The sequence below is a fragment of the Brevibacterium sp. CBA3109 genome, assembly GCF_040256645.1.
GTDB classification, from domain to species: domain Bacteria; phylum Actinomycetota; class Actinomycetes; order Actinomycetales; family Brevibacteriaceae; genus Brevibacterium; species Brevibacterium koreense.
The window spans coordinates 2,392,610-2,416,481 of the sequence record NZ_CP158281.1; the positions used below are offsets into that span (position 1 = coordinate 2,392,610).

General features: G+C 63.9%; 21 protein-coding genes and 2 tRNA genes. 5 read left to right on the top strand and 18 right to left on the bottom strand.

Annotation, left to right across the window (positions count from 1 at the left end; all coding sequences use genetic code 11):
* Positions 1–17: 17 nt before the first annotated feature.
* From AAFP32_RS10970 to thiL, 5 genes are read right to left on the bottom strand one after another with little or no spacing between them, the layout of a single operon-like run.
* Positions 18–299: a hypothetical protein gene (locus AAFP32_RS10970; protein WP_350269169.1), complete on the bottom strand. Its 282-nt coding sequence runs from the start codon at positions 297–299 to the stop codon at positions 18–20.
* Positions 296–1,054 carry an RsmD family RNA methyltransferase gene (locus AAFP32_RS10975; protein ID WP_350269170.1) on the bottom strand — a complete coding sequence of 253 codons (759 nt, stop codon included), beginning with the start codon at positions 1,052–1,054 and terminating at the stop codon, positions 296–298. The genes AAFP32_RS10970 and AAFP32_RS10975 overlap by 4 nt, the downstream gene beginning before the upstream one ends.
* Positions 1,055–1,102: 48 nt before the next feature.
* Positions 1,103–3,250 (bottom strand): ATP-dependent DNA helicase RecG, encoded by a 2,148-nt coding sequence (locus AAFP32_RS10980; RefSeq protein ID WP_350269171.1) that lies wholly within the window; start codon positions 3,248–3,250, stop codon positions 1,103–1,105.
* Positions 3,247–4,824, bottom strand: a complete 1,578-nt coding sequence (locus AAFP32_RS10985; RefSeq protein WP_350269172.1) for a DAK2 domain-containing protein — start codon at positions 4,822–4,824, stop codon at positions 3,247–3,249. Before AAFP32_RS10985 ends, AAFP32_RS10980 begins: the two co-directional genes overlap by 4 nt.
* 1 nt (position 4,825) lies before the next feature.
* The gene (gene thiL, locus AAFP32_RS10990) at positions 4,826–5,881 is read right to left on the bottom strand and encodes a thiamine-phosphate kinase (RefSeq protein WP_350269173.1); all 1,056 of its coding nucleotides are present in this window, start codon (positions 5,879–5,881) and stop codon (positions 4,826–4,828) included.
* A 32-nt stretch (positions 5,882–5,913) separates the two neighbouring features.
* On the opposite strand from thiL, the gene AAFP32_RS10995 reads away from it, so the two are divergent.
* Positions 5,914–6,444, top strand: coding sequence for a DUF3515 domain-containing protein (locus tag AAFP32_RS10995; protein WP_350269174.1), 531 nt, complete (start codon positions 5,914–5,916; stop codon positions 6,442–6,444).
* Between the two features lie 281 nt (positions 6,445–6,725).
* Complete coding sequence (locus AAFP32_RS11000; RefSeq protein ID WP_350269175.1) at positions 6,726–7,682, top strand: hypothetical protein; 957 nt, start codon at positions 6,726–6,728, stop codon at positions 7,680–7,682.
* Positions 7,683–8,105: 423 nt separating this feature from the next.
* On the opposite strand, the gene AAFP32_RS11005 is transcribed toward AAFP32_RS11000, so the two are convergent.
* From AAFP32_RS11005 to leuC, 7 genes are all read right to left on the bottom strand, one after another.
* Positions 8,106–9,221 carry a D-alanine--D-alanine ligase family protein gene (locus tag AAFP32_RS11005; RefSeq protein ID WP_350269176.1) on the bottom strand — a complete coding sequence of 372 codons (1,116 nt, stop codon included), beginning with the start codon at positions 9,219–9,221 and terminating at the stop codon, positions 8,106–8,108.
* A 56-nt stretch (positions 9,222–9,277) separates the two neighbouring features.
* Entirely contained in the window at positions 9,278–9,811 is a 534-nt protein-coding gene (locus tag AAFP32_RS11010) for a YbhB/YbcL family Raf kinase inhibitor-like protein (RefSeq protein WP_350269177.1), read from the bottom strand.
* 84 nt (positions 9,812–9,895) lie between these two features.
* Complete coding sequence (locus AAFP32_RS11015; protein WP_350269178.1) at positions 9,896–10,909, bottom strand: NAD(P)H-dependent glycerol-3-phosphate dehydrogenase; 1,014 nt, start codon at positions 10,907–10,909, stop codon at positions 9,896–9,898.
* Positions 10,906–11,694 carry a lysophospholipid acyltransferase family protein gene (locus tag AAFP32_RS11020; protein ID WP_101619673.1) on the bottom strand — a complete coding sequence of 263 codons (789 nt, stop codon included), beginning with the start codon at positions 11,692–11,694 and terminating at the stop codon, positions 10,906–10,908. Before AAFP32_RS11020 ends, AAFP32_RS11015 begins: the two co-directional genes overlap by 4 nt.
* A complete protein-coding gene (murA, locus tag AAFP32_RS11025; RefSeq protein WP_101619672.1) occupies positions 11,691–13,007 on the bottom strand; it encodes a UDP-N-acetylglucosamine 1-carboxyvinyltransferase in 1,317 nt (438 codons plus the stop codon). Before murA ends, AAFP32_RS11020 begins: the two co-directional genes overlap by 4 nt.
* Positions 13,008–13,169: 162 nt before the next feature.
* The gene (leuD, locus tag AAFP32_RS11030; protein WP_350269179.1) at positions 13,170–13,769 is read right to left on the bottom strand and encodes a 3-isopropylmalate dehydratase small subunit; all 600 of its coding nucleotides are present in this window, start codon (positions 13,767–13,769) and stop codon (positions 13,170–13,172) included.
* A 13-nt stretch (positions 13,770–13,782) separates the two neighbouring features.
* Positions 13,783–15,273 carry a 3-isopropylmalate dehydratase large subunit gene (leuC, locus tag AAFP32_RS11035; RefSeq protein WP_350269180.1) on the bottom strand — a complete coding sequence of 497 codons (1,491 nt, stop codon included), beginning with the start codon at positions 15,271–15,273 and terminating at the stop codon, positions 13,783–13,785.
* A gap of 196 nt (positions 15,274–15,469) precedes the next feature.
* Between leuC and AAFP32_RS11040 the strand changes: the two genes are divergently transcribed.
* From AAFP32_RS11040 to AAFP32_RS11050, 3 genes are all read left to right on the top strand, one after another.
* On the top strand, positions 15,470–16,186 hold the full coding sequence (locus tag AAFP32_RS11040) for an IclR family transcriptional regulator (RefSeq protein ID WP_101619669.1): 717 nt from the start codon (positions 15,470–15,472) through the stop codon (positions 16,184–16,186).
* A gap of 126 nt (positions 16,187–16,312) precedes the next feature.
* Positions 16,313–17,293: an aldose epimerase gene (locus AAFP32_RS11045; protein ID WP_350269181.1), complete on the top strand. Its 981-nt coding sequence runs from the start codon at positions 16,313–16,315 to the stop codon at positions 17,291–17,293.
* Positions 17,294–17,364: 71 nt separating this feature from the next.
* On the top strand, positions 17,365–18,207 hold the full coding sequence (locus AAFP32_RS11050; protein WP_350269182.1) for a DUF4282 domain-containing protein: 843 nt from the start codon (positions 17,365–17,367) through the stop codon (positions 18,205–18,207).
* A gap of 291 nt (positions 18,208–18,498) precedes the next feature.
* On the opposite strand, the gene AAFP32_RS11055 is transcribed toward AAFP32_RS11050, so the two are convergent.
* The 6 genes from AAFP32_RS11055 to AAFP32_RS11080 all read right to left on the bottom strand — a co-directional run bounded on the left by AAFP32_RS11055 (position 18,499) and on the right by AAFP32_RS11080 (position 23,866).
* Positions 18,499–18,571, bottom strand: a tRNA-Glu gene (locus tag AAFP32_RS11055).
* Positions 18,572–18,609: 38 nt separating this feature from the next.
* Positions 18,610–18,681, bottom strand: a tRNA-Gln gene (locus tag AAFP32_RS11060).
* A gap of 210 nt (positions 18,682–18,891) precedes the next feature.
* The gene (locus tag AAFP32_RS11065; RefSeq protein ID WP_420883372.1) at positions 18,892–20,112 is read right to left on the bottom strand and encodes an alpha/beta fold hydrolase; all 1,221 of its coding nucleotides are present in this window, start codon (positions 20,110–20,112) and stop codon (positions 18,892–18,894) included.
* Positions 20,113–20,162: 50 nt separating this feature from the next.
* Positions 20,163–21,575 carry a glutamate--tRNA ligase gene (gene gltX / locus AAFP32_RS11070; protein ID WP_226830009.1) on the bottom strand — a complete coding sequence of 471 codons (1,413 nt, stop codon included), beginning with the start codon at positions 21,573–21,575 and terminating at the stop codon, positions 20,163–20,165.
* Between the two features lie 151 nt (positions 21,576–21,726).
* The gene (locus AAFP32_RS11075; protein WP_101619664.1) at positions 21,727–22,533 is read right to left on the bottom strand and encodes a fumarylacetoacetate hydrolase family protein; all 807 of its coding nucleotides are present in this window, start codon (positions 22,531–22,533) and stop codon (positions 21,727–21,729) included.
* Between the two features lie 199 nt (positions 22,534–22,732).
* A complete protein-coding gene (locus AAFP32_RS11080; protein ID WP_350269183.1) occupies positions 22,733–23,866 on the bottom strand; it encodes a helix-turn-helix domain-containing protein in 1,134 nt (377 codons plus the stop codon).
* Positions 23,867–23,872: the final 6 nt, after the last annotated feature.

The window sequence follows — 23,872 nt, forward strand, 5'->3', positions numbered from 1 at the left end:
TGCTGTTCCGGCGAGCTTCAGCTGCGGATGCGGCGAATGAGCCGCCAGATCCTCACGATCACTGCAATGGCGATGAGCACCATGGCCACCCAGAACACGATGTCTGCGGGCCCGGCCCAGAAGACATCGGATCGCCTCACCGGGTCTACGGCGCTCGCACCCGCCTCGTTCCTATCTGCGCCGGCAGCAGTGTCCGACTGACTCGTCAGCCATTTGAGTGCGAACCAGAAGAGCAGCAGAGCCACCCCGCAGGCTGCGAATACCCAGGGCGTGCGATACCAGGGACGTCGAGAGCTCACGCCGACTCGTCGGCTGTCGCCGCATCCACTCCGCCAGCAACCCCAGCAACCTCCGATGCCTCGTCAGACGTGGCCCTGAGCTGGACGAAGTACAGTGCGGTCTCACCGAAGCTCTTCGAGCGAAAGACCTCAAGGGCAGCTGGCATCGTCGGCTCAGGCGCTCGTGATGCTCGCTCGACGACGACGATGGATTCCATGTCGAGGAGCCTGGAGAGCCTGCCCAGGATCTGGGTCACGGCGTCCTCCCCCAGCGGGTAGGGCGGATCCATGAACACCAGGTCGAAGATGCGGCCCTCATCCTCATCGCGAACGGTTCGAGTCTCCAGCACCTGACCGTCCTGAACCTCGTCGAGCCCGCCACCGTGGGCCGATCCCCCCATATGGTCTTCGGGTTGCCGCTGCAGCGAAGCATGCTGTCGGGGACCATGCTGAGAGCTGAGGAACGATACGACGTCCGAGGAGTGGATCCGGGTCGAGTGGTCGATTCCGAGCTTCTGGGCATTCGCCTCGACGGCTCGGGCCGAAGCACTGGCCGAATCAACGAAATCGACTTCGGCCGCGCCGCGTGACATGGCCTCGAAGCCGAGTCCGCCGGAGCCGGCGAAGAGATCGAGGACGTTCGCCGCTTTGAGCACCCCATACCCGTCGAGCATGGAGAAGAGGGATTCCTTGACCCTGTCCGAGGTCGGGCGGGTATTCGACCCACCCGGTGCGACGAGTCTGGATCCTTTGAACGCACCAGCGATGATTCTCATTGCTCGTCCTTCCATTCGTAGTGCGGTCTCAAGCCACCGTCACTCATCTCAGCTCGCCTCGATGAAGTGAGCCGATTCGGCAGGCAGGACTCTGTTGATGAAGGTTCGCAGAGCCGGCAGCGAACCCAGCTCGGGGTCGACGGCGATGATCTTCTCTGCGATGGTTCTCGCCTCTTCGACGATCGGGGCATCGCGCAGAATCGACAGGTGCTTCAGCGACGATCCTCCCCACTGTGAGGCGCCGAGCACATCACCCTCTCCCCGAGTGCCGAGATCATACTCGGCCAGAGCAAAGCCGTCGAGAGTACCTGCAACTTCGCTCAGTCGCTCGAAGCTCTCATCGGACTCGGACACCTGGGTGAGCAGGAAGCACAGTGCCGCACTGCCGTCTCGCCCGACGCGTCCGCGCAGCTGGTGGAGCTGAGCGACACCGAAACGCTCCGCCTCGAAGATGACCATCATGGTCGCTCGGGGCACGTCGACTCCCACCTCGACGACTGTCGTGGAGACCAGGATGTCGGTCTCACCGGAGACGAACGCGGCCATCGTCCGGTCCTTCTCCGCCGGCGACATCCGTCCATGGAGCAGCTCGATCGAACGGGATCGGAGCTCGTCGGCGGCCCGGAGCTTGTCCCTCAGGTCCTCAATTCCCTCTCTGCTGCCGATCACCTCGCCCGTTTCGGGATCTTCGATGTCGGAGGGGTCGATGCGTGGGAAGACCACGAAGACGCCTCGATCGTCCTCGGCCGCATTGTCGATGAGCTGGAGGACGCGGCCCAACCACCGAGGGTGGTCCCCCAATGACACCGCGTGGGTGGTGATGTCCTTGGTGCCGGCGGGCATCTCGTCGAGGGTGGAGACGTCGAGATCGGCGAAGACCGTCATCGCCACGGTCCGCGGGATCGGCGTCGCAGACATCACGAGGGTGTGCGGGACCTTGAGTCCGGCTTTCGCCCGCAGTGCCTCACGCTGTTCGACGCCGAAGCGATGCTGCTCGTCGACGACGATGAGGCCCAGTTTGTCGAACATCGTCGTATCCGACATCAGGGCATGCGTGCCGACGACGATGTCGATCTGACCGGTGGCGAGGTCGAGTGCGAGTTGTTTGCGTTCTCGGGCCGGCATCGACCCCGTCATCAGCGCCACCCGCACCTGATCATCACCTGAGAGCAGAGGGCTCAGCGCCATCTGATCGCCGAGGAGGCTCTCGATGGAGCGGAAATGCTGAGTCGCGAGCACCTCTGTGGGAGCGAGCATCGCGGCCTGCGCCTGCGAATCGACGGCAGTGAGCATCGCCCGCAGGGCCACGACGGTCTTGCCGGAGCCGACGTCGCCGTGGAGCAGGCGGTGCATCGCCGAACGCCTGCCCATGTCTGCTTCGATCTCTTCTCCGACCCGCAGCTGAGAGGCGGTGAGGTAGAAGGGCAGACTCTCATCGAACCGTTGGCTTCGGGCTCCGACATTGAGCAGAGGGGTGGCCTCGAGCTGCTCGTAGTCGGCCTTGCGGGAGACGAATTCCGCTTGCAGGGCGAGCGCCTCTTCCCATTTCCAACGCTGTTTGGCCTTCTCCGTCGCCGCTGCTGACCTCGGTCGATGCATATCGTTGAATGCGGTGCGCAGGTCTGGCAGGTCGAGGTTCTCGCGCATAGCGCTCGGCAGCGGGTCGTCGAACTCTGCCGGGTCAGCAACGTCGAGGAGGACCTTGATGGCCTTCCACAGGCGCGTCTGTGCGATGCCTTTGACCCGTGAGTAGACGGGGAACGGGGAGTTGAGGTCCTCCGGGGTCCACTTCTCATCGTGTTCGTCCCGGTTGAGCCAGGTGGGCGAGTTCAAGGTCAGCTGCCCACGGTATTCCTCGACCTTGCCTGCGAAGACGACGGTGAGTCCGGGCACCAGCTGATTGTCCAGCCAGCGCTGATTGAAGAAGGCGATCTTCATCGACTGCTGTCCGTCGTGGACGATCACGTCGGTGATGGTCCCGCGACGCTTCTGCATGCGCCGGGTGTCCACGGAGATGACCTCGGCCTGGAGGATCGCGGTCTCTCCCAAAGGGAGCCCACCCAGGGGCGTCTTCTCCCCCGGGACGAGGAATCTGCGCGGGAAGAAGCGGAAGAGGTCCGCCACCGAGGTGATCCCCCGCTTCTTCAGGGCACCCCGGTCTCGTGCGGTGAAGTAGTCGTCGAGGCGGGCGCTCATTCGACTCCCATGATGAGCAGTGTTGCCCGGTCCCTCGAGTCGATGTCCTGGAATCTCACCTGGGAGTGGGATTTGCGGATCCAGTCCCGCAGGTGCGAGAGGACATCGGGGGCGCAGCCGGGACCATGAACGACGGTCAGAAGCTCTCCTCCGGCGCCCAGCAGCCGGTCGGCGAGCTTCTCGACCAGGGTCGTCAGTTCGGTGCTCTGGGTCTTGACCTTCCCATCGATGAAGACGCGGTAGAACTGTGAAGGGTGGGAGCTTCTCGAATCATCGATGACCGGAAGTGCGCCGGTAGGAGGATTGAGCGCCAACTGCTCGGCCGAGACGATGGTGCCCACGCGGGTTCCGGCCGCGGCTTCGGTCATATCGGCGACGATCTCCCCCGCCGGGGCGAATGGGTCGTAGACAGCGAGTGCCGACAACAAGGTGGCGACATTGCGGGAGCGGAGCACTTGTGCCCCGGTGACCTGCCCCAACGATTTGAGGACGGTGGTGGAGCTGGGGACGACGAGGACTTCGCGTTCCTCTTCGGCGATGATGTCCTTGGTCATTCGCACCGTGTCACCGGCATCCGGTGTCAGTGCCGTCGCCCCATTGAGCGCGCAGTGCATGAGCAGTCCGGTGCCCGAGGCGATGGCCACGAGGTGGGTCTCGCCCTCTTCCTCATGCAGACGCAGGTCTTCCATGTCCAGGCGGGCGATGCCGTAGTCGGCGAGGTGGTCAAGGACGGTCACGGCGGTGGCCTCGTCAGCGACATGGACGTGGACCTTGGTGCCATTGATGACGATCGATGTTCCACCGAGGGCATCGAGCGCCTCGGCGAGGGTCGAAGCCGGGTTCGTGGCCAGTATTGCCACGATCTCGAGCTCATCGGCACTGGCCTGATGGACGATCCGCGGTGACCTGGTGACCTCGACGAGCATCGAATCCTGCGGGGTCCGGCCGGTGACCGTGGCGTAGAGGAGGTCGAAGAGTTCGACGATGCCCGTCGAGCCGGCGTCGACAACCTCGGCTTCGCGGAGCACAGGCAGCTGTCCGGTGGTCTCGCGCAGTGCCGACCGGGAGCGCATGCGCACTGCAGAGATAAGTTCGATGAGGTTCGCCCCGTCGGCGGCCTTCTCCCGCGCCTCGGTGGCCATGGCGTCGAGGACCGTGAGCATGGTGCCGTCGACAGGCCGGGCCACGGACTGCCGGGCCCTTGCGGAGGCGAGTTCGAGGGCTGCGGCCATGGCTTCGGGCGTCGCCACGGTCACGCCGTCCAAGGCATCGGCGACACCTTGGAGCGCGACGGCGAGGATGAGTCCGGAGTTTCCGCGAGCACCACGACCTGCTCCCTCGGCGAGCGCGGCGACGACGTGGGGCAGGGTGACGGGTCCGGTGAGTTCTTCGACGGCCAGGTAGGCGCTGCGCAGCGTGTGGTACATGTTCGTGCCGGTGTCGCCGTCCGGGACTGGGAAGACGTTGAGCTCGTCTATCTCGACGCGTTCCTTGCGCAGGCGATCAACGGCCCGCCGAGCCCACCTGGCGGCCAGACGCCCGTTGAGGCCGATGGCTTGATTGGGTCCGCTCATGTCACTTCCCGAAATGGCCGAAGCCGCTCGTCGGCACCGGTACGCCGTCGAGACTGACCCCGCTGCCGACTCTCATCTCTCCGATTCTCCGCCAGCCTACCGGAGGTGTGTCGAACTGGCCCGACGACGCGACGAAGCCATGGTCCTCTCCCCCATTCAGCACCCAGGACAACGCCAACTCCTCTGCCTCTGACGCAGCCCCGGCGGTCCCTTCGTCCGGTTCGACCCCCTCGATGTTGCCCACCAGGTGCTGTGCTGCAGGCAGCAGCGGATCGATGAGGTCTTGGAGCGAGGCACGGTCGATGCCGGCGTGGACTCCCGAGGCCGCCGCTACCCGTCCCAGATCTGTACTGAGCCCATCGGAGACATCGATCATCGCCGAGGCTTCCCTCATCTGCAGGACAGCCGCATAGTCCGGCTGTGGGGCCAGTTGGGTGGTGATGAGTTCCGTGAGGCTCTCACCGAGTTGAGGATCATTGCGGGCGACTTCAGCGTCGCCGTCGACACCGGCGAAGAGGAGATCCAATCCGGCTGCCGCGCGTCCGATGGTTCCGGCCAGGTAGATCGAGTCTCCCGGCTGCGCCCCCGAGCGGGTGATCGCTGCGTGATCGCCGACGGTGCCCAACGCGGTGATCGCGATGACGATGAGGCCCGAGGACGAGAGGTCTCCGCCGATGACCGGGACTTCGCAGCCCAGTTCCTCGCCGGCACGTGCCGCCTCGGCGACGATGCCTGCGAAGAGAGCTTCGAGATCCTCGATCTTCGTCGAGTCCGGCACCGCCAGTGACACAAGCAGCCCATGCGGCTTGGCGCCCATGACGCACACATCGGAGAGGTTCTGTGCGGCGGCTTTGGTCCCGAGCCGAGACCAGTCGAGCCAGGCGCGGGTGAAGTCCTCGTTCTCCACCAACATGTCGGCCGTGGACACCAGATTGCCGTCCACCGCGGTCACCGCAGCATCATCTCCGGGTCCGATGATCACCTGCGAACCGCTGCGATTGTGAGAGAGGATGCGTTCGAGCACGTGTGATTCGCCAAGTTCGGACAGTCGGGTCATGACTCAAGGTTATCGGGAGATACGGTAGTTGCATGAGATCTCGTCGCCTCCGCCCGTCGCCTCGACCCTCGCCTGACCCCTCGCCTCGGAAGGCGCGCGCCATAGCCCTCGCAGCCGTTGTCACCGTGGCAGCGGGTGTGAGCCTAGCCGGGTGCGAGCGAACTGTCGTCGTCGACCCCGCCCAGGACGCACAGAATCCCAAATGCGCCGACATCATGCTCCGCATGCCCGATGAGATCGCAGGCGAGAAGTCACGCACGACATCCTCCCAAGGCACGAAAGCGTGGGGAGATCCCAACATCGCAGTCGTCCGCTGCGGCGTCACCCCACCCGGACCGACCACCGATCAGTGCGTGAGCGTGAGCAGCGTCGACTGGATCTCGAAGGCCTCCGAGGAGGAAGACACCTGGGTGTTCACCAGCTACGGCCGCACCCCGGCAGTCGAAGTCCTCGTCAACCGCAAAGCCGAATCGGGCAACAATGTGCTCGCAGCGATCTCGCCGGCATTGACCGCGATCAAGCCTGAGGCCAAGTGCGTGGGAGCCGAGGACCTCGACAGCTGAGCAGACCCACTGAGCAAGTCCGCTGGGGCCCGCTGCGCAGGCCCACTGAGCGAGCCCACTGGGGTCCGCTGAGCAAGTCCGCTGCGCAGCGAGCGGCCCACTTAGCATCGACGGGCGACGCTATACAGTGGCCGCTCGATGATAAGCAGTCCCTTCGGCAGAGTCACCTGTGCTTGTGGACTGTGAGTGGCGACCACTGGGTCATGTGACTGCAACCTCCACTTGATGCGTTTTGATAGTGTTCATTGCATTTAGATCATCTTTGGCTTCATAATGAGGCTATGGTCTCTGTCTTCAGATCCAAGGAGCTCCATGACCTCGGGTTCACGGAGATGGGCATTCAGGGTGCACTGAGCTGTTGTCTGCGCCGGATTCGGCGCGGGCACTTCGTTCTGTATTCACCCTGCGCCACGACTGACCATCAACCGCTCCACCTTCTGCACGACGCCACTGCGACGGACTACCCGCGACGGTATGGAGACATTCGAGACAACTCAGAATGGCTCAAAGTGCTGATCCGCTCGTATGCTGACGAACTTCCGTCGGGAGCGGTCTTCTCTCATGTGTCCGCAGCACTGATCCACGGTCTGGACCCTCCGTTTCCGGCAACTGAGTCCGCCGAGGTGGTCCGGCCCGGATTTCACCGCGTGAAGAAGACCCTGCGAACCCGTGACCGTGCACTGAGCTGCGAAGAAATGGCGGCTATCGGCGATCTGCCCGTGACCACCATCGCCAGAACACTCCTCGACCTTGCCAACGACTATCCACTTGAAGTCTCGGTGCCCTTCATCTCTGAGGCGCTGCGTCGAGGACTCACATCTTGCGAGTCACTGCGTGAGAGTATCCGATCGGGCACACGTGGCTGCAGACGAGCGACCCAGGCCATCGACTTGTCCAGCCCGGCTCACGAGTCATCGGGGGAAGCGCTGTGCGCCGTGAAGTTCTTTCGGTTCAACATCACCGGGATGACTCCCCAGATGGATGCCTACGACCGCTTCGGAACGTGGATCGCTCGCAATGACTTCCGACATGACAAGCATCCGCTGATCGTCGAGGTCCACGGCGTGGGAAAGTACTATCTCAATGCCGCGGGGCCAGACCAGGCGAGTTCTGCAAACCATGAACGACATATGAAGCTGCTCAACGCCGGGTACCGAGTCTTCAACCTCGTTTGGGCAGACCTCTTCCGCACGAGTGAGTTCGCGAAGATCAGGGCAGCCCTCGCCGAGTTCGGCTGAGGGCCGACACAACTCAAAGCACTCCGACAAGTGCTTCTGCCAAGGAGCAACACCAGTTCAGGCAGCTCAGGCAGTTCAGGCAGTTCAGGCAGGGACGAGCATATTCAACTGAATTCTTCGCGGCAAGCAAGAACGGCCGCCAGCGCCCAACGAGACCACTCAGACCCCAACGAGACCACTCAGCATTGACCGGACTACTTGGCGTCGAGGGATCAGGCTATAACGTGCCCCCTCGACGCTAAGCAGTCCGCTCGATGAGAAAAGTGCCATATAAGGCCTGCCTACAGAGTTATTCGGCTGAGGCGATCAGACACAAGCATCGTCGGCAGCACCAGCAACCTCCGAGGAAACCTGTCACAGCTGGCCCCTCAGCGGGTCAGCGACTGAGTGGCTCAGCGACTGAGTGGCTCACTGGCTACATGATCAGTGGGTGCGGGCGTGATCGACCAGTGCGATGGTGATGAGCTCTGAGATGAGCGCCGGATACTCGATGCCGGAGTTCGACCACATGAACGGGTACGCCGAGGTGGGGGTGAATCCCGGGAGTGTGTTGATCTCGTTGATGAGGACCTCACCGGAATCCGTGACGAAGGTATCGACACGCGAGAGCCCCGTGCAGTCGAAGAGCCGGAACACCTGGGCCGAGAGCTCCTGGATCCGCGCCGTCGTCTTCTCATCGACGCGGGCCGGGCAGGTCAGCTGCGCATCGGCGAGGTCGAGGTATTTGGCTTCGAAGTCATAGAACGAGTGCTCGCCGGAGACTTCGATCTCTCCGGGGAACGAGACCCGAACCTCACGGTCGTGAACGGAGCCGAGGACCGCGCACTCGATCTCACGACCGACGACCCGTGGTTCGACGATGACCTTGGAATCATGGTCGAAGGCAGAGCGCAGCGCCTGATCCAGCCCTGCGACGGAATCGACGCGGCTGACTCCCATCGACGATCCTGCCCGTGCCGGTTTGACGAACACAGGCAGCCCCAAGCCGGTGATCCGAGCCTCAGCATCGGCCCGGTCGGCCTCCCACATGGTTTCGGTCACGAGCTCCCAGGGGCATGTCGGAATTTGGGCGTGGGCCATGAGGGACTTCGTGTAGTGCTTGTCCATGCTCGCCGCCGAGGCGAAGACCCCGGAGCCGACGAAGGCCGTGTCGCTGAGTTCGAACAGGCCCTGCAGGGTGCCGTCTTCCCCGTACTGGCCGTGCAGGAGAGGAAAGTAGACGTCGACGGATCCGAGTTCGGTGTAGTGGCCCTCGGCGTCCCTGTGCAGCAGGGGCGAGCCCTGAGCTGAGATCGGCGGGATGATCTCGGTTCCGTTGTCAGCGACCTCGGGCATATTCGCCGGGTCGAAGGCCATCGTCGACCAGTCTTCGACGATGCGCCACACACCGGCCTTCGTGATGCCGATGGGCAGAACACGGTAGGCGTCATCGTCGATGGCCCGGATGACCCCGGCAGCAGTGACGCAGCTGACGGCGTGTTCGCTCGATCGTCCGCCGAAGAGGACTGCGACGAGTGGCCGGTGATCAGATTCAGGCATGGAGATCCTTGGTCGTTAGCGCGCGTGACCGATTGTACGGACTGGAAAACTCTAGCTCACTTGAGCTCGAAGGTGCATTCCAGCCATGCGCGGGCGATGCCCTTGAAGAACATGTTGAACCCGGCGAAGGCCGGTGACGCGGATTCGTCGAGGCCCAGCGGCTCCGCCAATGCCGTGACGATGAAGAAGTACCGGTGTGATCCGTGCCCCTGGGGTGGTGCGGCACCGACGAAGCGCGGTTCGCCCGCGTCGTTGCGCAGCGTCACGCTACCGGCGGGCAGCAGGTCCGCCGAGGGGTCACCGGCGTTGGCGGGCAGACTGGTTGTCGACGCGTCGAGGTCGGTGACGACCCAGTGCCAGAAGCCGGAGCCAGTGGGCGCGTCCGGGTCATAACAGGTCACGGCGAAGGCCTTGGTCTCCTCGGGGAATCCCGACCATGACAGCTGCGGTGAGGTGTCCTGGCCACCTTCGACGCCCATCGCGCCCGAGAGCTGAGGCCCGCTCAGTTCGGCTCCGTTCTCGATATCCGTGCTGGTGAGAGTGAATGTTGGGACGTCGGAAAGGTTGTAGAACGGCGAGTTGATGCTCATGTCTGCTCCTTGTCGTACGAAATGATGCAGTGGACGTTGCTGAGGATTCCTCGGATCTTCAAAGGCCCCGGGCCGCCGAGGCGGTCAGGCCGATGGTCCCTCGTGCTTACGCTTCCGAGACAACAGCAAACCGGCGAGTTCGTCAACCCGCAGCCGTCCGCCGAGGACCGCGCATACCGCTTCCGTGATCGGCAGGTCGACCTCGTACTTGCGCCCCAGGGCGAGGATGGCAGGAGCCGACTTCACTCCCTCAGCGGTCTGCGAGGTGTGGGCGATGACGTCGGCGAGGCTCATACCCTCGCCTAGGTGACGCCCGAATGTCCTGTTCCGCGACAGTGGTGAGGCACAGGTGGCGACGAGGTCGCCGAGTCCGGCCAGGCCCGAGAGGGTGTGCGGCGCGGCGCCCATGGCAGCAGCCAGACGGGAGGTCTCGGCCAGGCCGCGGGTGATGATCGAGGCCTTCGAGTTGTCGCCGAGCTTCTGCCCGTCGGCGATGCCGACCGCCAGTGCGATGACGTTCTTGACGGCACCACCCATCTCGACGCCGACGACATCGGTGTTCGTATAGGGCCGGAAGTATCCGTTCGCGCTGATCTGGGCGACCACTTCGGCCGTCTCGATGCTCTCTGAAGCCACGACGGTGGCGGTGGGCTGACGATCGGCGATCTCACGGGCCAGGTTCGGGCCGGAGACGACCGCGATCTGGGTGGAATCCACCTCGGCGACCTCGGCGATGACCTCGGACATGCGCTTGCCCGTGTCGACCTCGATGCCCTTCATCAGGCTCACGAGCTTCACCCCTGGACGCAGATGCGGCTTCCATCGGCTCAGGTTCTCCCGCAGGGTCTGTGCGGGAACGGCGAGGATGATCACCTCGGCGTCGGTGACGGCGGCGATGTCGTCAGCGGTGGCACTCAGCAGCTCGGGCAGGGCACGGTCACCCAGGTACCGTTCATTCGTGTGTGAGGTGGTGATCTCCTCGGCGACCTCGGACCGGCGAGCCCAGAGGGTGACGGGGAATCCGGCATCGGCGACGACGGCGGCATAGGTCGTCCCCCATGATCCGGCTCCCAGCACTGCGGTCTTCTTGACGCTCATTCGCCGACCTCCTCGTTGTGGAATCTCTCGGGCAGCTCACGGTTCGAGAGCTCGCCGACCATCGCTGCAATGGTGTTCGTCAGGCGGTGGGTGAGCACCGTCTTGGACTTCTTCTCCTCGCGGTGGGCCCACAGGTCCTCGTAGTCGATTGGGTCACCGAATCGGACCACCGAGGTGTGTCGCAGAGGTCGGAACTTGGGCACCTTCGCCCCTTGCGGGAAGATCTCCTGAAGTCCCCAGTGCGCGGCGGGGATGATCGGGGCACCGGTTTCGAGTGCGAGCCTGGCGGTGCCGGTCTTGAAGTGCTGTGGCCACAGTTCCGTGTCCTTCGTCAGCGTTCCCTCCGGATAGATGACGACGCATTCGCCCTTGGCCAGAGCCTCCTTCGCGTATTCGAGGGAGTCACCGGCCTGTGTGGAGGAGCGCAGAACCGGGATCTGGCCCAGTCCACGGAGGACGGCGCCGAGGGCACCTGAGAACAGACCTGATTTGGCGAGGAAGTGCGGCAGGTGCCCGTTGCGCCACAGGGCGAGCCCGACGAGGATCGGGTCGAGGTGGCTGGCATGGTAAGCGGCGATGATGGCACCGGTGCCCCGCGTCTCCGGCATCCCTCGCATGCGCCGCATTCGCGGCGTCCGAGGCGGCAGGATCTCGGCATTGTCGACCTTGATCTTCGAGGTCAGCCGGTAGAGCCCATAGGCGGTCGAGGCCACGACGAAGGCGACTCGGCGCTGGGACCGGACCGCGGAGGGTTCGAAGGAGACCAGCACGTCCTCGTCACTCATGCGGCCACCTCGGCGCCGAGACCGATGAGCTTGTCGAGGAAGTTCTCGTATCCGCGGTTGATGAGTTCGATGCCGTGGACCTGGCTGGTTCCGCGTGCGGCCAGGGCTGCGATGAGGTGGCTGAACCCACCGCGCAGGTCGGGCACGTCGATACGTGTTCCCGTGAGTTCGGTGGGCCCGGAGACCACGGCCGAGTGCTGGTAGTTGCGGCGTCCGAAGCGGCAGGGTGTACCGCCGAGGCATTCGCGGTAGAGCTGGATCTGGGCACCCATCTCCCCGAGCGCGTGGGTGAAGCCGAAGCGGTTCTCGTACACGGTTTCGTGGATGATCGACAGGCCCTCGGCCTGGGTCATGGCGACGACGAGCGGTTGCTGCCAGTCGGTCATGAAGCCCGGGTGAACATCGGTCTCCAGGGCGAAGGACGTGAGCTTGCCGCCGGGGTGGCGGAAGCGGATCCCAGTCTCCTCGACCTCGAATTCACCGCCGATGCGGCGGAAGACGTTGAGGAAGGTGATGAGCTCGGGCTGGGAGGCGCCTTCGACGAAGATGTCTCCCCCGGTGGCCAGCGCGGCCGAGGCCCAGGAGGCGGTCTCATTGCGGTCGGGCAGCGCCCGGTGGATGAAGCCGCGCAGAGTCTCCACACCTTCGATGCGCACCACGCGGTCGGTGTCGACGGTGATGATGGCGCCCATCTTCTGCAGCAGGGCGATGAGATCCATGATCTCGGGTTCGATGGCCGCATTGCGCAATTCGGTCACGCCCTCGGCCCTCACCGCGGTCAGCAGCACCTGTTCGGTGGCGCCGACGGAGGGAAAGGGAAGTTCGACCTTGGTGCCCTGCAGGCGCCCACGGGTAGTGAGCATGATGCCGCCGGAGGTCTTGTCGACCTCGGCGCCGAACTGTCGCAGGACGTCGAGGTGGAAGTTGATGGGGCGGTCACCGATGTGGCATCCGCCCAGATCCGGAATGAACGCCTGACCCAGGCTGTGCAGGAGAGGTCCGCAGAAGAGGATCGGGATCCGCGAGGATCCAGCATGCGCGTCGATGTCGACGATCGACCCCTGTGCCATATCGGAAGGGTCCAGATGCAGTTCACCGTCGGAGCGCTGCCCATCGGTGCCAGGTGTGACACGGACACCATGGAGCTCGAGGAGACCGGTGACGATCTCAACGTCCCTGATCTGCGGCACGCCGCGCAGCACGGAGGGCGTCTCTGCCAGCAATGAGGCGACCATAGCCTTGGGAACCAGGTTCTTGGCGCCTCTGACCTGGACGGTTCCACCTAACGGATTACCGCCGCGAACTTCGAGCATGTTCCTCCCTGCGTCACACTTGCACCCGGTGGGATCCGGGCGTGGCCCAGACTAGTCCGGACTCGTCCAAGACTAGCGCAGACGTCCCTCCAACTCAGAGACGGCGCGAGCTCCGACCTCAGAGTCAGCACGGACTCCCGCGAGAGCCGCGGATCGGCTCGCTCAGACCTTCGCGGGCAGGGTCGTCGGTTTGAATGCCGCGCGCCGGGACTCGAACTCAGAGATCTCGGATTCCTTGGCCAGGGTCAGGCTGATGTCGTCATGGCCTTCGAGCAGGCGCCAGCGCGTGTAGTCATCGATCTGGAACGTCACGGTCACCGAATCGCAGGTCACGGTCTTCTCGTTCAGGTCGACGGTGATCGGGGTGCCCGGGTGGTTCTCCAGGATCTTCCAGATCAGTTCGATGTCGTCCTGTTCCAGCTGAGCCGCCAACAGGCCCTCTTTGCCGGAGTTGCCGCGGAAGATGTCGCCGAAGCGGGAGGAGAGGATGACACGGAAACCGTAGTCCTTCAATGCCCACACCGCGTGTTCACGCGAGGAGCCGGTGCCGAAGTCAGGTCCGGCTACGAGGACGGAGCCGGCCGAGAAGTCGGGGTCGTTGAGGACGAAGTCCTCCGCGGTCCGCCACCGGTAGAACAGGGCGTCTTCGAACCCGGTGCGGGTGACACGCTTGAGGAATTTCGCCGGGATGATCTGGTCGGTGTCGATGTTGGCTCGGCGCAGCGGGACGCCGATGCCGGTGTGGGTGCTGAATGCTTCCATCGGTTGTCAGTCCTTACGCGTTCGCCGAGGTGGGGGTGGGTGTCAGTGTCAAGGTGGGCTTATCTTCAGTCCACGCCACCGGTTCGGCGTCGCGGGGCAGATCCTTGACGTCACCGGGCGAGGACAACGTTCCGCGCACGGCTGTGGCCGCGGCCACGAGTGGAGACACGAGGTGGGTGCGTCCGCCCTTGCCCTGTCGGCCCTCGAAGTTGCGGTTCGAGGTCGAGGCACAGCGTTCGCCGTCGGCCAGCTGGTCCGGGTTCATGCCCAAGCACATCGAGCAGCCGGCGAAGCGCCACTCTCCCCCGAAGTCCTTGAAGACCCGGTCGAGGCCTTCCTCCTCGGCCTGCAGGCGGACCTTCGCCGAGCCGGGGACGACCATGAAGCGGACGTTCTCGGCCTTCTTCCGACCCTGGACCACCTCGGCGGCGGCACGCAGGTCCTCGATGCGCGAATTTGTGCAGGATCCCAGGAACACGGTGTCGACTTCGATCTCACGCAGCGGTGTGCCCGGTGTCAGTCCCATGTAGGCCAGCGCGTTGGCAGCAGATGCCTTGTCGTTCTCATCGGCGAAGTCATCGGGTGAGGGCACGGCCGCTGACAGCGGCAGCCCCTGACCCGGGTTGGTTCCCCAGGTCACGAACGGTTCGATGTCCTTGGCTTCGAGGACGACCTCATGGTCGAAGGTCGCATCCGCGTCGGTGTACAGGGTCTTCCAGTATTCGAGGGCGCCGTCCCAGTCGTCACCCTCGGGTGCGTGCGGACGACCCTTGACGTACTCGAAGGTGGTTTCGTCCGGGGCGACCATGCCGGCGCGGGCTCCCGCCTCGATCGACATATTGCAGATGGTCATCCGCGCTTCCATCGACAGCGCCCGGATCGCCGAGCCGCGGTACTCGAGCACGTAGCCCTGACCGCCGCCGGTGCCGATCTTCGCGATGATGGCGAGAATGATGTCCTTGGCGCTCGAGCCTTCGGGCAGGTCGCCGTCGACGGTGATCGACATCGTCTTGAATGCCTTGAGGCTCAGGGTCTGGGTGGCGAGCACGTGCTCGACCTCGGAAGTGCCGATGCCCAGCGCCAACGCACCGAAGGCCCCGTGGGTGGAGGTGTGCGAGTCGCCGCAGACGACGGTGGTGCCCGGCTGGGTCAGGCCCAGCTGTGGGCCCACGACGTGGACGATTCCTTGATCGGCATCGCCGAGGCTGTGCAGACGGATCCCGAATTCCCGCGTATTCTGCCGCAGCGTTTCGATCTGCGTGGCAGAGGTGGGCTCCGCGATGGGCTTGTCGATGTCCCAGGTCGGAGTGTTGTGATCCTCCGTGGCGATCGTCAGATCGGGGCGGCGCACCGGGCGCCCGGCGAGTCGGAGACCGTCGAATGCCTGCGGGCTGGTGACCTCGTGGACGAGGTGGAGGTCGATGTAGATGAGGTCGGGCGCACCGTCTTCGCCCAGGGATACGACGTGATCGGCCCAGACCTTCTCGGCCAAAGTGCGTGGCATGGTTCCTCCCGCTGGTACAGAGACTGCCTGTACATGCTTACTGCTGTGACGGCCCGTGTTCGGGCGTGGGTGACATTCGATATGACCGCTCGACGAGCGCGCAATATGCGCTCAACGAGTGCGTACAGGAAACCTACTCGCCCGTATCGTATTTCGAACTTGCATCTCGCCCACTGAGACGGGCACAATGGTGCCTATGACAAGCAATGGTAGCGGCGTCGGAGTCATCGACAAGGCCGCAATGGTTCTCTCCGCCCTCGAGGCCGGACCCGCATCACTGGCCGAACTGGTCTCACTGACCGGACTCGCCCGGCCCACTGCCCACCGCCTGGCCGTTGCGCTCGAATTCCATCGCATCGTCGGTCGTGACCTGCAGGGTCGCTTCGTCCTCGGCCCACGCCTGGCCGAACTCTCTTCGGCCGCCGGTGAGGACCGTCTGCTCGCCGCGGCCGGACCGGTCCTCGGTCAGCTGCGCGACCAGACCGGTGAGTCCGCTCAGCTGTTCCGCCGCCAGGGTGACCTGCGCCTGTGCGTGGCCGCCGCCGAACGCCCTGTGGGCCTGCGTGACTCGGTGCCGATCGGCGCCACCCTGAGCATGCGCGCGGGTTCCGCCGCCCAGGTCCTCCTGGCCTGGGAGGAGCCCGACCGTCTGCACACGGGCCTGCGCGGTGCCCGCTTCTCCGCAACCATGCTCTCCGGTGTCCGCCGCCGAGGCTGGGCCCAGTCCATCGCCGAACGTGAACGAGGCGTCGCCTCCGTCTCAGCGCCAGTGCGCGGGCCCAGCAATCGCGTCGTGGCCGCCGTATCGATCTCCGGCCCCGTGGACCGCCTGACGCGTCAGCCCGGCCGCCTGCACGCGAAGTCCATCATCGACGCAGCGCGCACGCTGTCCGAAGCCCTCAACAGGGGCTGATTTCAGCGCAGCGCCGGCAACCGAACACTGGCGGCTGCGGGCACCCTCGCTCCCCTTTCACCTGCTGATCACGCGTAGAATTCTGGGACACAGAGAATATCTGCCCACCAATTGCGCAGGAGCCGCATGACCGATCTCATTGAGCTCGCCCTGGGCGATGACAGCGCGGTCGTCTCCACAACTGGAGCGGCACTGCTCAACTACACCGTCGGTGATCGTCCAGTCGTCATCCAGATGTCCGCCTTCGACGGTGCTGTGCTGGCACCCTGGCCGAATCGGGTCGCCGATGGACGCTATGACTGCAACGGCCGTTCCCATCAGCTGCCGATCACCGAAGCCTCTCGCGGCACCGCTCTGCATGGGCTCATGGAAGAGACCCGCTGGGCGGTGACCGAACGCGATGATGCCTCGGTGAGACTGAGGACAGAGCTCACCGACTCACCGGGATACCCCTTCACGCTGTCCATCGAGGTGACATATTCACTCATCGACCATGACAACGAGGAAGAAAGCGCCAGCAGTGGTGAGCTGCTGGTTCAGGCTTCGGCACGAAACAACGGGCAGGAGCCTGCTCCCTTCGGGTTCGGCTTTCGTCCCTGGATCTATCCAGGCGCCGAACGCGTCGATCAGGCACAACTCCTCGTTCCGGCAGAAACCTGGTTCGAGACCGATGCCAGGCTCATCCCCCAGGCGATCAGACATTTCGACACAGGATCGTTCGTCCCCGCCGATCACGGATCCGACGAAGCGTCCTGTCTCCTCTGCAAAGACTTCCGCGCGCTGCGCAGTCTTGGCCCCACAGTCCTCGATGATGCCTTCGGGACCCCGCAGCGCGGTGGCGATGGGTGGTCGCGGGTGCGGTTGAGAGGTGCCGACGACAGGACGGTCATCATCGGAATGGATGAGAACTGCCGGGCCTGGCGGATCTGCACCGGCGACGAACTCGACCAGGGCCACCGACGTCGAGCCATCGCCATCGAACCGATGACGTGTCCACCCACGGCCTTTGCCACTGGCTCTGGCTCTGGCTCTGGCTCTGGCTCTGGCCACAATGCCATCGGCCCCCGCGGTGAACTCAGCGCGGAATGGGCCATCGCCCTGCGTTGAGAGCTCTGGAGCAAAAACATCGTGCCCTGATAGGTTGCGACTATCGGATTCAACTCGTGCGAAGGAAGATTATGTCGACACCACAGAACCCGCACTCCGGTGCGGATGCAGAGAACCATCAGAATATCCCGGCCGATCAGGCTAATCCTGACTCTCACCAAGCCAGCCCGGAATTCAGCCAGCAGCAGGACCCATCTGTCGGCGAACAGGTCGATGGCACATCGTCACCTGCCGGATCTGGACCTGCCGGATCTGGACAGTACGGCCAGGGCTCACAGTTCAGCCAGGCCGAGCAGTACAACGAACAGCAGAATCAGTTCGGGCAGCCCGAACTGTACAACCAGCAGAACCAGTTCGATCAAGGCGGACAGTACAACCATGGTGGTCAGTACAATCCTCAGGATCAGTACAATCCTCAAGATCAGTACGGACAGTTCGGGCAGCCAGCCCAGCAGGGTCAGCACTATCAGGGCGCTGACTACGCTGCGTACAATCAGGGCAACTACGCCGGCTCCCAGCACGCCCCGGTAGGCAATTTCCAGCAACCTGCATCGCAGCAGAACCCCCACGGCGGCAGCGGCTTCTTCAAGTCGCTCTTCGACTTCCGCTTCGACAACTTCATTGCGGTCAAGTGGGCTGGCTTCATCTACATCATCGCCATCGTCGTGGCTGCACTGTCCTGGCTGGGATCGATCGTCGGCGGAATCATCACGGGCGCCGCAGCCGGGGCCGCTACCAGCTATCTGAGCAATGGCCCGAGCTTCAGCCCGTGGCCGCTGCTGCTGGCGATCATCTTCGGCTGGATCCTCCCTGCCCTGTGGGTGCTCTTCGTCCGGCTGGCCCTCGAACTCATCGTGGCCAACGTCAAGACTGCGGAGAACACGAGGCAGATCGCGAACTCCCTGGGACGCTGACCGCGGTCAGCCACACGCTCGGTGTAGAGCACGGCCGGTGTGAAGCACGCTCGGTGTAGAGCACGGCCGGCACGGCGTCAGTATTCGCTCTGAGTTTCAGGGATCGGCTTTGAAGTCGAGCTCTGAGACTCAGAGCGAGCTGTTTCTGAAACACCTCGGAACAGACCAAGTGCCTCGGGACCGAAGAACCATCTCGGGGTCAGCGTGACTCGGAGCGGCCAACGCGTCCGGGGAGAACACCCGTGAATTAGAGCGAGCCCCACACCGATTCCTCGATGCGGGACTCAACCGTACCCCCGAGCAGGTTCGAACTGCCGTTTCCGCCTTGAGAGGGCAGCGTCCTAGGCCACTAGACGACGGGGGCCAATAAACAGCTCGGAGTCATACTCCCGATGCTGTTCGCTGGGGTACCAGGACTTGAACCTAGACTAAATGTACCAGAAACACTCGTGCTGCCAATTACACCATACCCCAATGTTATTCAGGCACATCCCCGAAGGAATTTCCCTGAGCAACGAGATATAACTCTACACAAATCCCCCGCCCAGCTCCAAATCCATGAAGGCTATTTGCGGTGTGACCTTCTTAACATTGTCTCCCGCGCCGCCGATTTGCTTCCCGCGCCACCGATTTGCTTCCCGCGCCACCGAGTTCACTCCCGTGCCAGGCAGATGAGGTGATCGTTCACTCCCGTGCCAGGCAGATGAGGTGATCGAGGACCCGGTAGCCGTCAGCGCGCAGACCGTTGTGCTCGTACTCGTTCGTCACCCACGGCTTCACACCGTCGAGGAGGTCCGCTGTGGCCAACGAGTATTCCGGAGGGACATAGGCGTCCTCGAAGTACACCGCTGCGCCGCCGCGCACGGTTGAGGCCCGCAGCGCATCAGCATCGTAGAGTCGAGGCCATTCGTGTGCTGCCACAAGCTGCGCCACCTCGGCGAAGGGGGCAAGCTCCGGGTCTTCGGCCAGTGACTCGGGTCCGGCATGTTCACCGGCCAACAGGGTCGGATCGGCTTCGACGTCCGCGGGCATTGCCCGACGAGCGGCCCAGTTGGTGATGCCGCCGTCGGCCCAGCAGGACTCGTGGACCACTGCGTAGAGCGGATTTCGTCCCGAAAACGGCAGTGCGGCAGACAGGTCGTGACGGAAGGCCGCCGAGGCGGGGTCCATGTCCAGCAGATAGTGCAGTTCCTCGGGGCCGTCGGAGGCTCCGAGGAAGTGCCCGAGGAGACGGATGCGTTCCGTTGTGGCCCGTGCCCCGCCGGGAAGCGCGATGCCGCCATCGGCTTCGGCGAGGTCGACGAGGCGGGCGAGCTTGTCTCGGTCGCCGGGAAACGCTCGGTAGAACTGCTCCGACTTCCGCTTCATGCCCTCCCACGTCGTGGCGTACACGGTGGCAGGATCGGTGCCGATCGCGGGCAGACCGCCGGTGAAGTAGACCTCGCTCAGCGATTCCGAATGCGCCGACACATACCGCAGGGCGGTGAATCCTCCGAACGACTGACCGAGCAGCGACCAGGTGTCAACACCCAACCCTCGGCGCAGAACCTCAGCGTCCTCGACGATCGAATCGGCACGGTAGTGGCTCAATGCCGCAGCAATCTCTGCGGGGGCCTCACCGACTCCGTCGAGGCCTGTGATGCGTCCGTTCACTGAGCCGATGGGGCTCGATTTCCCGGTTCCTCGCTGGTCGAGCATGACGACCTGGAAGTCCTCGAGTGCTCGCGCCAACCAGGTGGACTGGCCAACAGGGGTGGTGGGTCTGGGCGCTTCGACACCCGGCCCGCCCTGCAGGAACACGAGAAACGGTTTAGTGCTGTCCGCTTCGGTCGCGGTGATTCGGGCGAAGACCTCGATGGTTCCCGCTCCCCCACCGAAGTGGTCGAACGGGGCCTCGAAGGTCACGTCCCTCAGATGAAGTCCTCCACGTGTCCAGCTCGCCTGGTTGAGCACCATCACAGCTGGGCCGCCAGCGCCCGCAGGCGAGTCAGTGACGAGTCCTTGCCGAGGATCTCCAGGGACTCGAACAGAGGCGGTGACACCTTGCGTCCGGACACGGCCACTCGCAGCGGGCCGAAGGCCAATCGAGGCTTGATCTCCATCTCGGTGACCAGTTTGGCCTGCAGCGCTTCGTGCAGAGTGTCCGTCGTCCAGTCCTCGACACCTTCGAGAACCTCGATCGAGGCCGCGAGCACCTCGGGAGCCGAATCCTTCAGGGTCTTCAAACCGTCCTCTGCCATGGTCAGCTCGGCATCGGGGGTGAACAGGAACGCGAGCAGGTCAGGCGCTTCGCCGAGGAGGTTCATCCTCGTCTGCACGAGCGGAGCCGCCTGGTTGAGGATCGCCAGCTGAGCCTCCGATGGCTTCTCCGGGAGCACCTCGGCGGCCTGGAGATAGGGCACCAGGCGGTCACGGAAGTCGGTGACGTCGAGGAGTCGGATGTGGTCGGCGTTGATCGACGTCGCCTTCTTCACATCGAAGCGGGCGGGGTTGGGCAGAACATCGTGGATGTCGAAGGCCTCGACGAACTCCTTGACGCTGAACACATCTCGGTCCGGTCCGATGGACCAGCCGAGCAGGGCCAGGTAGTTGATGATGCCTTCGGGGATGAAGCCGTTCTCGCGGTGGACGAACAGGTTGGATGCCGGGTCGCGCTTGGACAGTTTCTTGTTGCCATCGCCCATCACGTACGGCAGGTGACCGAATTCGGGGGTCGCGGCCGCAACACCGATGTCCTTGAGTGCTTCGTAGAGCACGACCTGACGCGGGGTCGAGGACAGCAGGTCCTCACCGCGCAGCACGTGGGTGATGCCCATGAGGGCGTCGTCGACGGGATTGACCAGGGTGTACAGCGGCTGACCGTTCGCGCGGACGACGACGTAATCCGGGATGGTTCCGGCGCGGAAGGTGATCTCTCCGCGGACCAGGTCGGTGAAGGTGACGTCTTCGGAGGGCATGCGCACACGCCAGACAGGTTCGCGTCCTTCGGCCCTGAATCCGGCGATCTGCTCGGGGGTGAGGTCACGGTCGTACCCGTCGTAGCCGAGCTTGGGGTCGCGGCCTGCGGCCTTGTGCCGGGCCTCGACCTCTTCGTTGGTCGAGTAGGACTCGTAGATGTGTCCGGCGGCCTTGAGCTTCTCGATCACGCCCGCGTAGATGTCGCCGCGCTGGGACTGGCGGTAGGGTCCGTCAGGTCCGCCCACGTCGATGCCCTCGTCCCAGTCCAGACCGAGCCACTTCATGGCCTCCAGCACCTGGCCGAAGCTCTCCTCGGTGTCACGGGCGGCGTCGGTGTCCTCGATGCGGAAAACGAATTTTCCGCCGGTGTGCTTCGCATACGCCCAGTTGAACAGGGCGGTGCGGACCATACCGACGTGCGGGGTGCCGGTGGGTGATGGGCAGAAACGAACTTTGACGCTCACTGTGATCCTTCGGTCTTTGGTGCTGCGAGTCTTGGGTGCTGCAAGTCTTGAATGCTGGGAGTTGTGTGACGGGGTGGGATGCTGCGTGGTGCCGGTCTCAGGCGTCCATGACCATGTTGCTGAGGACTCCGAGCCCGTCGATCGCGATGTCGACACGGTTGCCGGACACGATCTGCCCCACACCGGCGGGAGTGCCGGTGAGGATGACGTCACCGGGCAGCAAGGTGATGGTCTCGCTCAGGTGTTCGATGAGGGTCGGGATATCGAAGATGAAATCGGCGGTGTTGCCGTCCTGCTTCAGATCCCCGTCGACCCAGGAGCGGATGCCGAGGTTGTCGACATCGAGTTCCGTTTCGATCCAGGGTCCCAGTGGGCAGGAGGTATCGAAGCCCTTCGCCCGTGACCACTGCTTGTCCGACTTCTGGATGTCACGCATGGTCACATCGTTGCCGCCGGTGTAGCCGAGGACGTGGTCATAGGCGTTCTCTGCCTTCACACCCTTGGCGACGCGGCCGATGATCACGGCCAGCTCAGCCTCGTAGGACACGTATTCGCTGATGGCGGGCAATCGGATCGGATCTCCGGGACCGATCACCGAGGTGTTGGGTTTGAAGAATGTCAGTGGGCTGACGGGCACCTCATTGCCGAGTTCGGCGGCATGATCGGCGAAGTTGCGTCCGACGCCGATGACCTTCGACCGCGGCAGGATCGGGCTGACAAGACGAACATCGTCGAATTTCAGCCTTTCGCCCGTCGACTGGGCTGGAGCGAAGAACGGGTCCTGGTCAAGAACGGCGAGGCTGAGACCGGACGTGTCCCACGTGCCGTCCTCAATCTGCGGCACGTCGCCTTCGACGACTCCGTATTTGGGTTCATCCTGGTGCACAAATCTGGCAATACGCATGTGCCCCAGTCTAGTCAGTATGGGCGGGTGATCACACAGGAGCCTGCGTGGCCGGGCGGCAGGCACATTCGCTCATCTTCTGAATCGTCGATCGGAGATCGCCATCGGGTGGGCACGAAGGGCTCGCTGAAGCGGCTCGACACGGATTGCACCCTCGGGTGTCGCAGGAGGTCTGCAGCTCCGAAGCCCCTGTGTGATGTCAGCGATTCTCCGGCCATCCGAGCAGTCGAATCGCCCTCAGCGCCATAGTCAATACGGTGAGATCGACGGGATCCGCTGTCAATCGAGCGGTCAGGGTCTCAAGCCTGCGCAGACGATAGTTGACCGTGTTGCGATGGCAGTGGAGCAGCTCACCGGCTGTCGAGAGCGAACCGCCGCACTCAATCCATGTCTCAAAGGTCTCAAGCAGCAAGTCACGACTGTCAGAGCTGAGAGCCCCCACCTCGGCGAAGGTCCGCCTCACCAGAACTTCGGCTTCTGCGGGCTGTGACGCGATGAGCATATCGGTCAGAGACTGCCCGTAGTGGCCGATTCCTTCGGTTGCAGAACCCATGCAGCGCAGGGCTATACGCGCCTGGCGTTCCGCTTCGACTGCGTGCCCCAATGACCGGAATTCCTCGCTCACACCTATCCGAGCACCGTTGGAGGGCACAACGAAGTCATCGCCCTCCCGCTGCACCAACAGGCACACTCGCCCACCGTTGAACTCGGCCCAGTGCGCACGAGCACCGAGAATCTCAAGAGCGGGACTGTGCTCGTCCATCACGAGGACGAAGAAGCGCATGCCATCATCGACCTGAAGCAGACGGGCAGCAGCTTCGCGGCGTTCGGAAGCCACCATCGGGGAGAGCAGGTCGACGACGGCGGCGAACCGTGACTGCTGTGCCCAGCGCTCACGGGCCACGGTCACCTCACGATGTGCCTCCGCGGCGACTGTGGAGAGCTCGTCAAGGGCCGACCACAGCTCGGAGCCCAACGTAAACAGAGTGTTCTTGCCCGAATCGTCGGAACCAGAGGATTCCTCTATCGCCCGCCACAATCGAAGTCCCGCCAATCGGTAGGCATGGAGGACACCGGAGAGTTCGACCCCGTATTCGGCTTTGATCCGACCGGCACGCCGGGCCGGGGCCAGGTCCAGGTCTCCGATGCTGAGCGCGGTCAGAAGAGATCGCAGATTATCGGCGACGATGTCGACGAGACCCTGCCGCGGAATGCTCCTCTCGATATAGGCATGGTCCCCCGAGAGGATGTCATCGGCGATCGCGTGCGAAAGACGGTCGACGTCGAGCGTCGAGGCCAGCGCCGTGTCACGAGTGTCAACATTGATGCTCACATCATG

Excerpts from the sequence above, each read along its gene's own strand:
- murA (WP_101619672.1), bottom strand. The coding sequence starts at position 13,007 with ATGCTCGAAGTTCGCGGCGGTAATCCGTTAGGTGGAACCGTCCAGGTC.
- AAFP32_RS10985 (WP_350269172.1), bottom strand. The coding sequence starts at position 4,824 with ATGAGCGGACCCAATCAAGCCATCGGCCTCAACGGGCGTCTGGCCGCC.
- leuC (WP_350269180.1), bottom strand. The coding sequence starts at position 15,273 with ATGCCACGCACTTTGGCCGAGAAGGTCTGGGCCGATCACGTCGTATCC.
- AAFP32_RS11050 (WP_350269182.1), top strand. The coding sequence starts at position 17,365 with ATGTCGACACCACAGAACCCGCACTCCGGTGCGGATGCAGAGAACCAT.
- AAFP32_RS10980 (WP_350269171.1), bottom strand. The coding sequence starts at position 3,250 with ATGAGCGCCCGCCTCGACGACTACTTCACCGCACGAGACCGGGGTGCC.
- AAFP32_RS11015 (WP_350269178.1), bottom strand. The coding sequence starts at position 10,909 with ATGAGCGTCAAGAAGACCGCAGTGCTGGGAGCCGGATCATGGGGGACG.
- AAFP32_RS11045 (WP_350269181.1), top strand. The coding sequence starts at position 16,313 with ATGACCGATCTCATTGAGCTCGCCCTGGGCGATGACAGCGCGGTCGTC.
- leuD (WP_350269179.1), bottom strand. The coding sequence starts at position 13,769 with ATGGAAGCATTCAGCACCCACACCGGCATCGGCGTCCCGCTGCGCCGA.
- AAFP32_RS11005 (WP_350269176.1), bottom strand. The coding sequence starts at position 9,221 with ATGCCTGAATCTGATCACCGGCCACTCGTCGCAGTCCTCTTCGGCGGA.
- thiL (WP_350269173.1), bottom strand. The coding sequence starts at position 5,881 with ATGACCCGACTGTCCGAACTTGGCGAATCACACGTGCTCGAACGCATC.
- gltX (WP_226830009.1), bottom strand. The coding sequence starts at position 21,575 with ATGGTCCGCACCGCCCTGTTCAACTGGGCGTATGCGAAGCACACCGGC.
- AAFP32_RS11020 (WP_101619673.1), bottom strand. The coding sequence starts at position 11,694 with ATGAGTGACGAGGACGTGCTGGTCTCCTTCGAACCCTCCGCGGTCCGG.
- AAFP32_RS10995 (WP_350269174.1), top strand. The coding sequence starts at position 5,914 with ATGAGATCTCGTCGCCTCCGCCCGTCGCCTCGACCCTCGCCTGACCCC.
- AAFP32_RS11000 (WP_350269175.1), top strand. The coding sequence starts at position 6,726 with ATGGTCTCTGTCTTCAGATCCAAGGAGCTCCATGACCTCGGGTTCACG.
- AAFP32_RS10975 (WP_350269170.1), bottom strand. The coding sequence starts at position 1,054 with ATGAGAATCATCGCTGGTGCGTTCAAAGGATCCAGACTCGTCGCACCG.
- AAFP32_RS11040 (WP_101619669.1), top strand. The coding sequence starts at position 15,470 with ATGACAAGCAATGGTAGCGGCGTCGGAGTCATCGACAAGGCCGCAATG.
- AAFP32_RS11010 (WP_350269177.1), bottom strand. The coding sequence starts at position 9,811 with ATGAGCATCAACTCGCCGTTCTACAACCTTTCCGACGTCCCAACATTC.
- AAFP32_RS11075 (WP_101619664.1), bottom strand. The coding sequence starts at position 22,533 with ATGCGTATTGCCAGATTTGTGCACCAGGATGAACCCAAATACGGAGTC.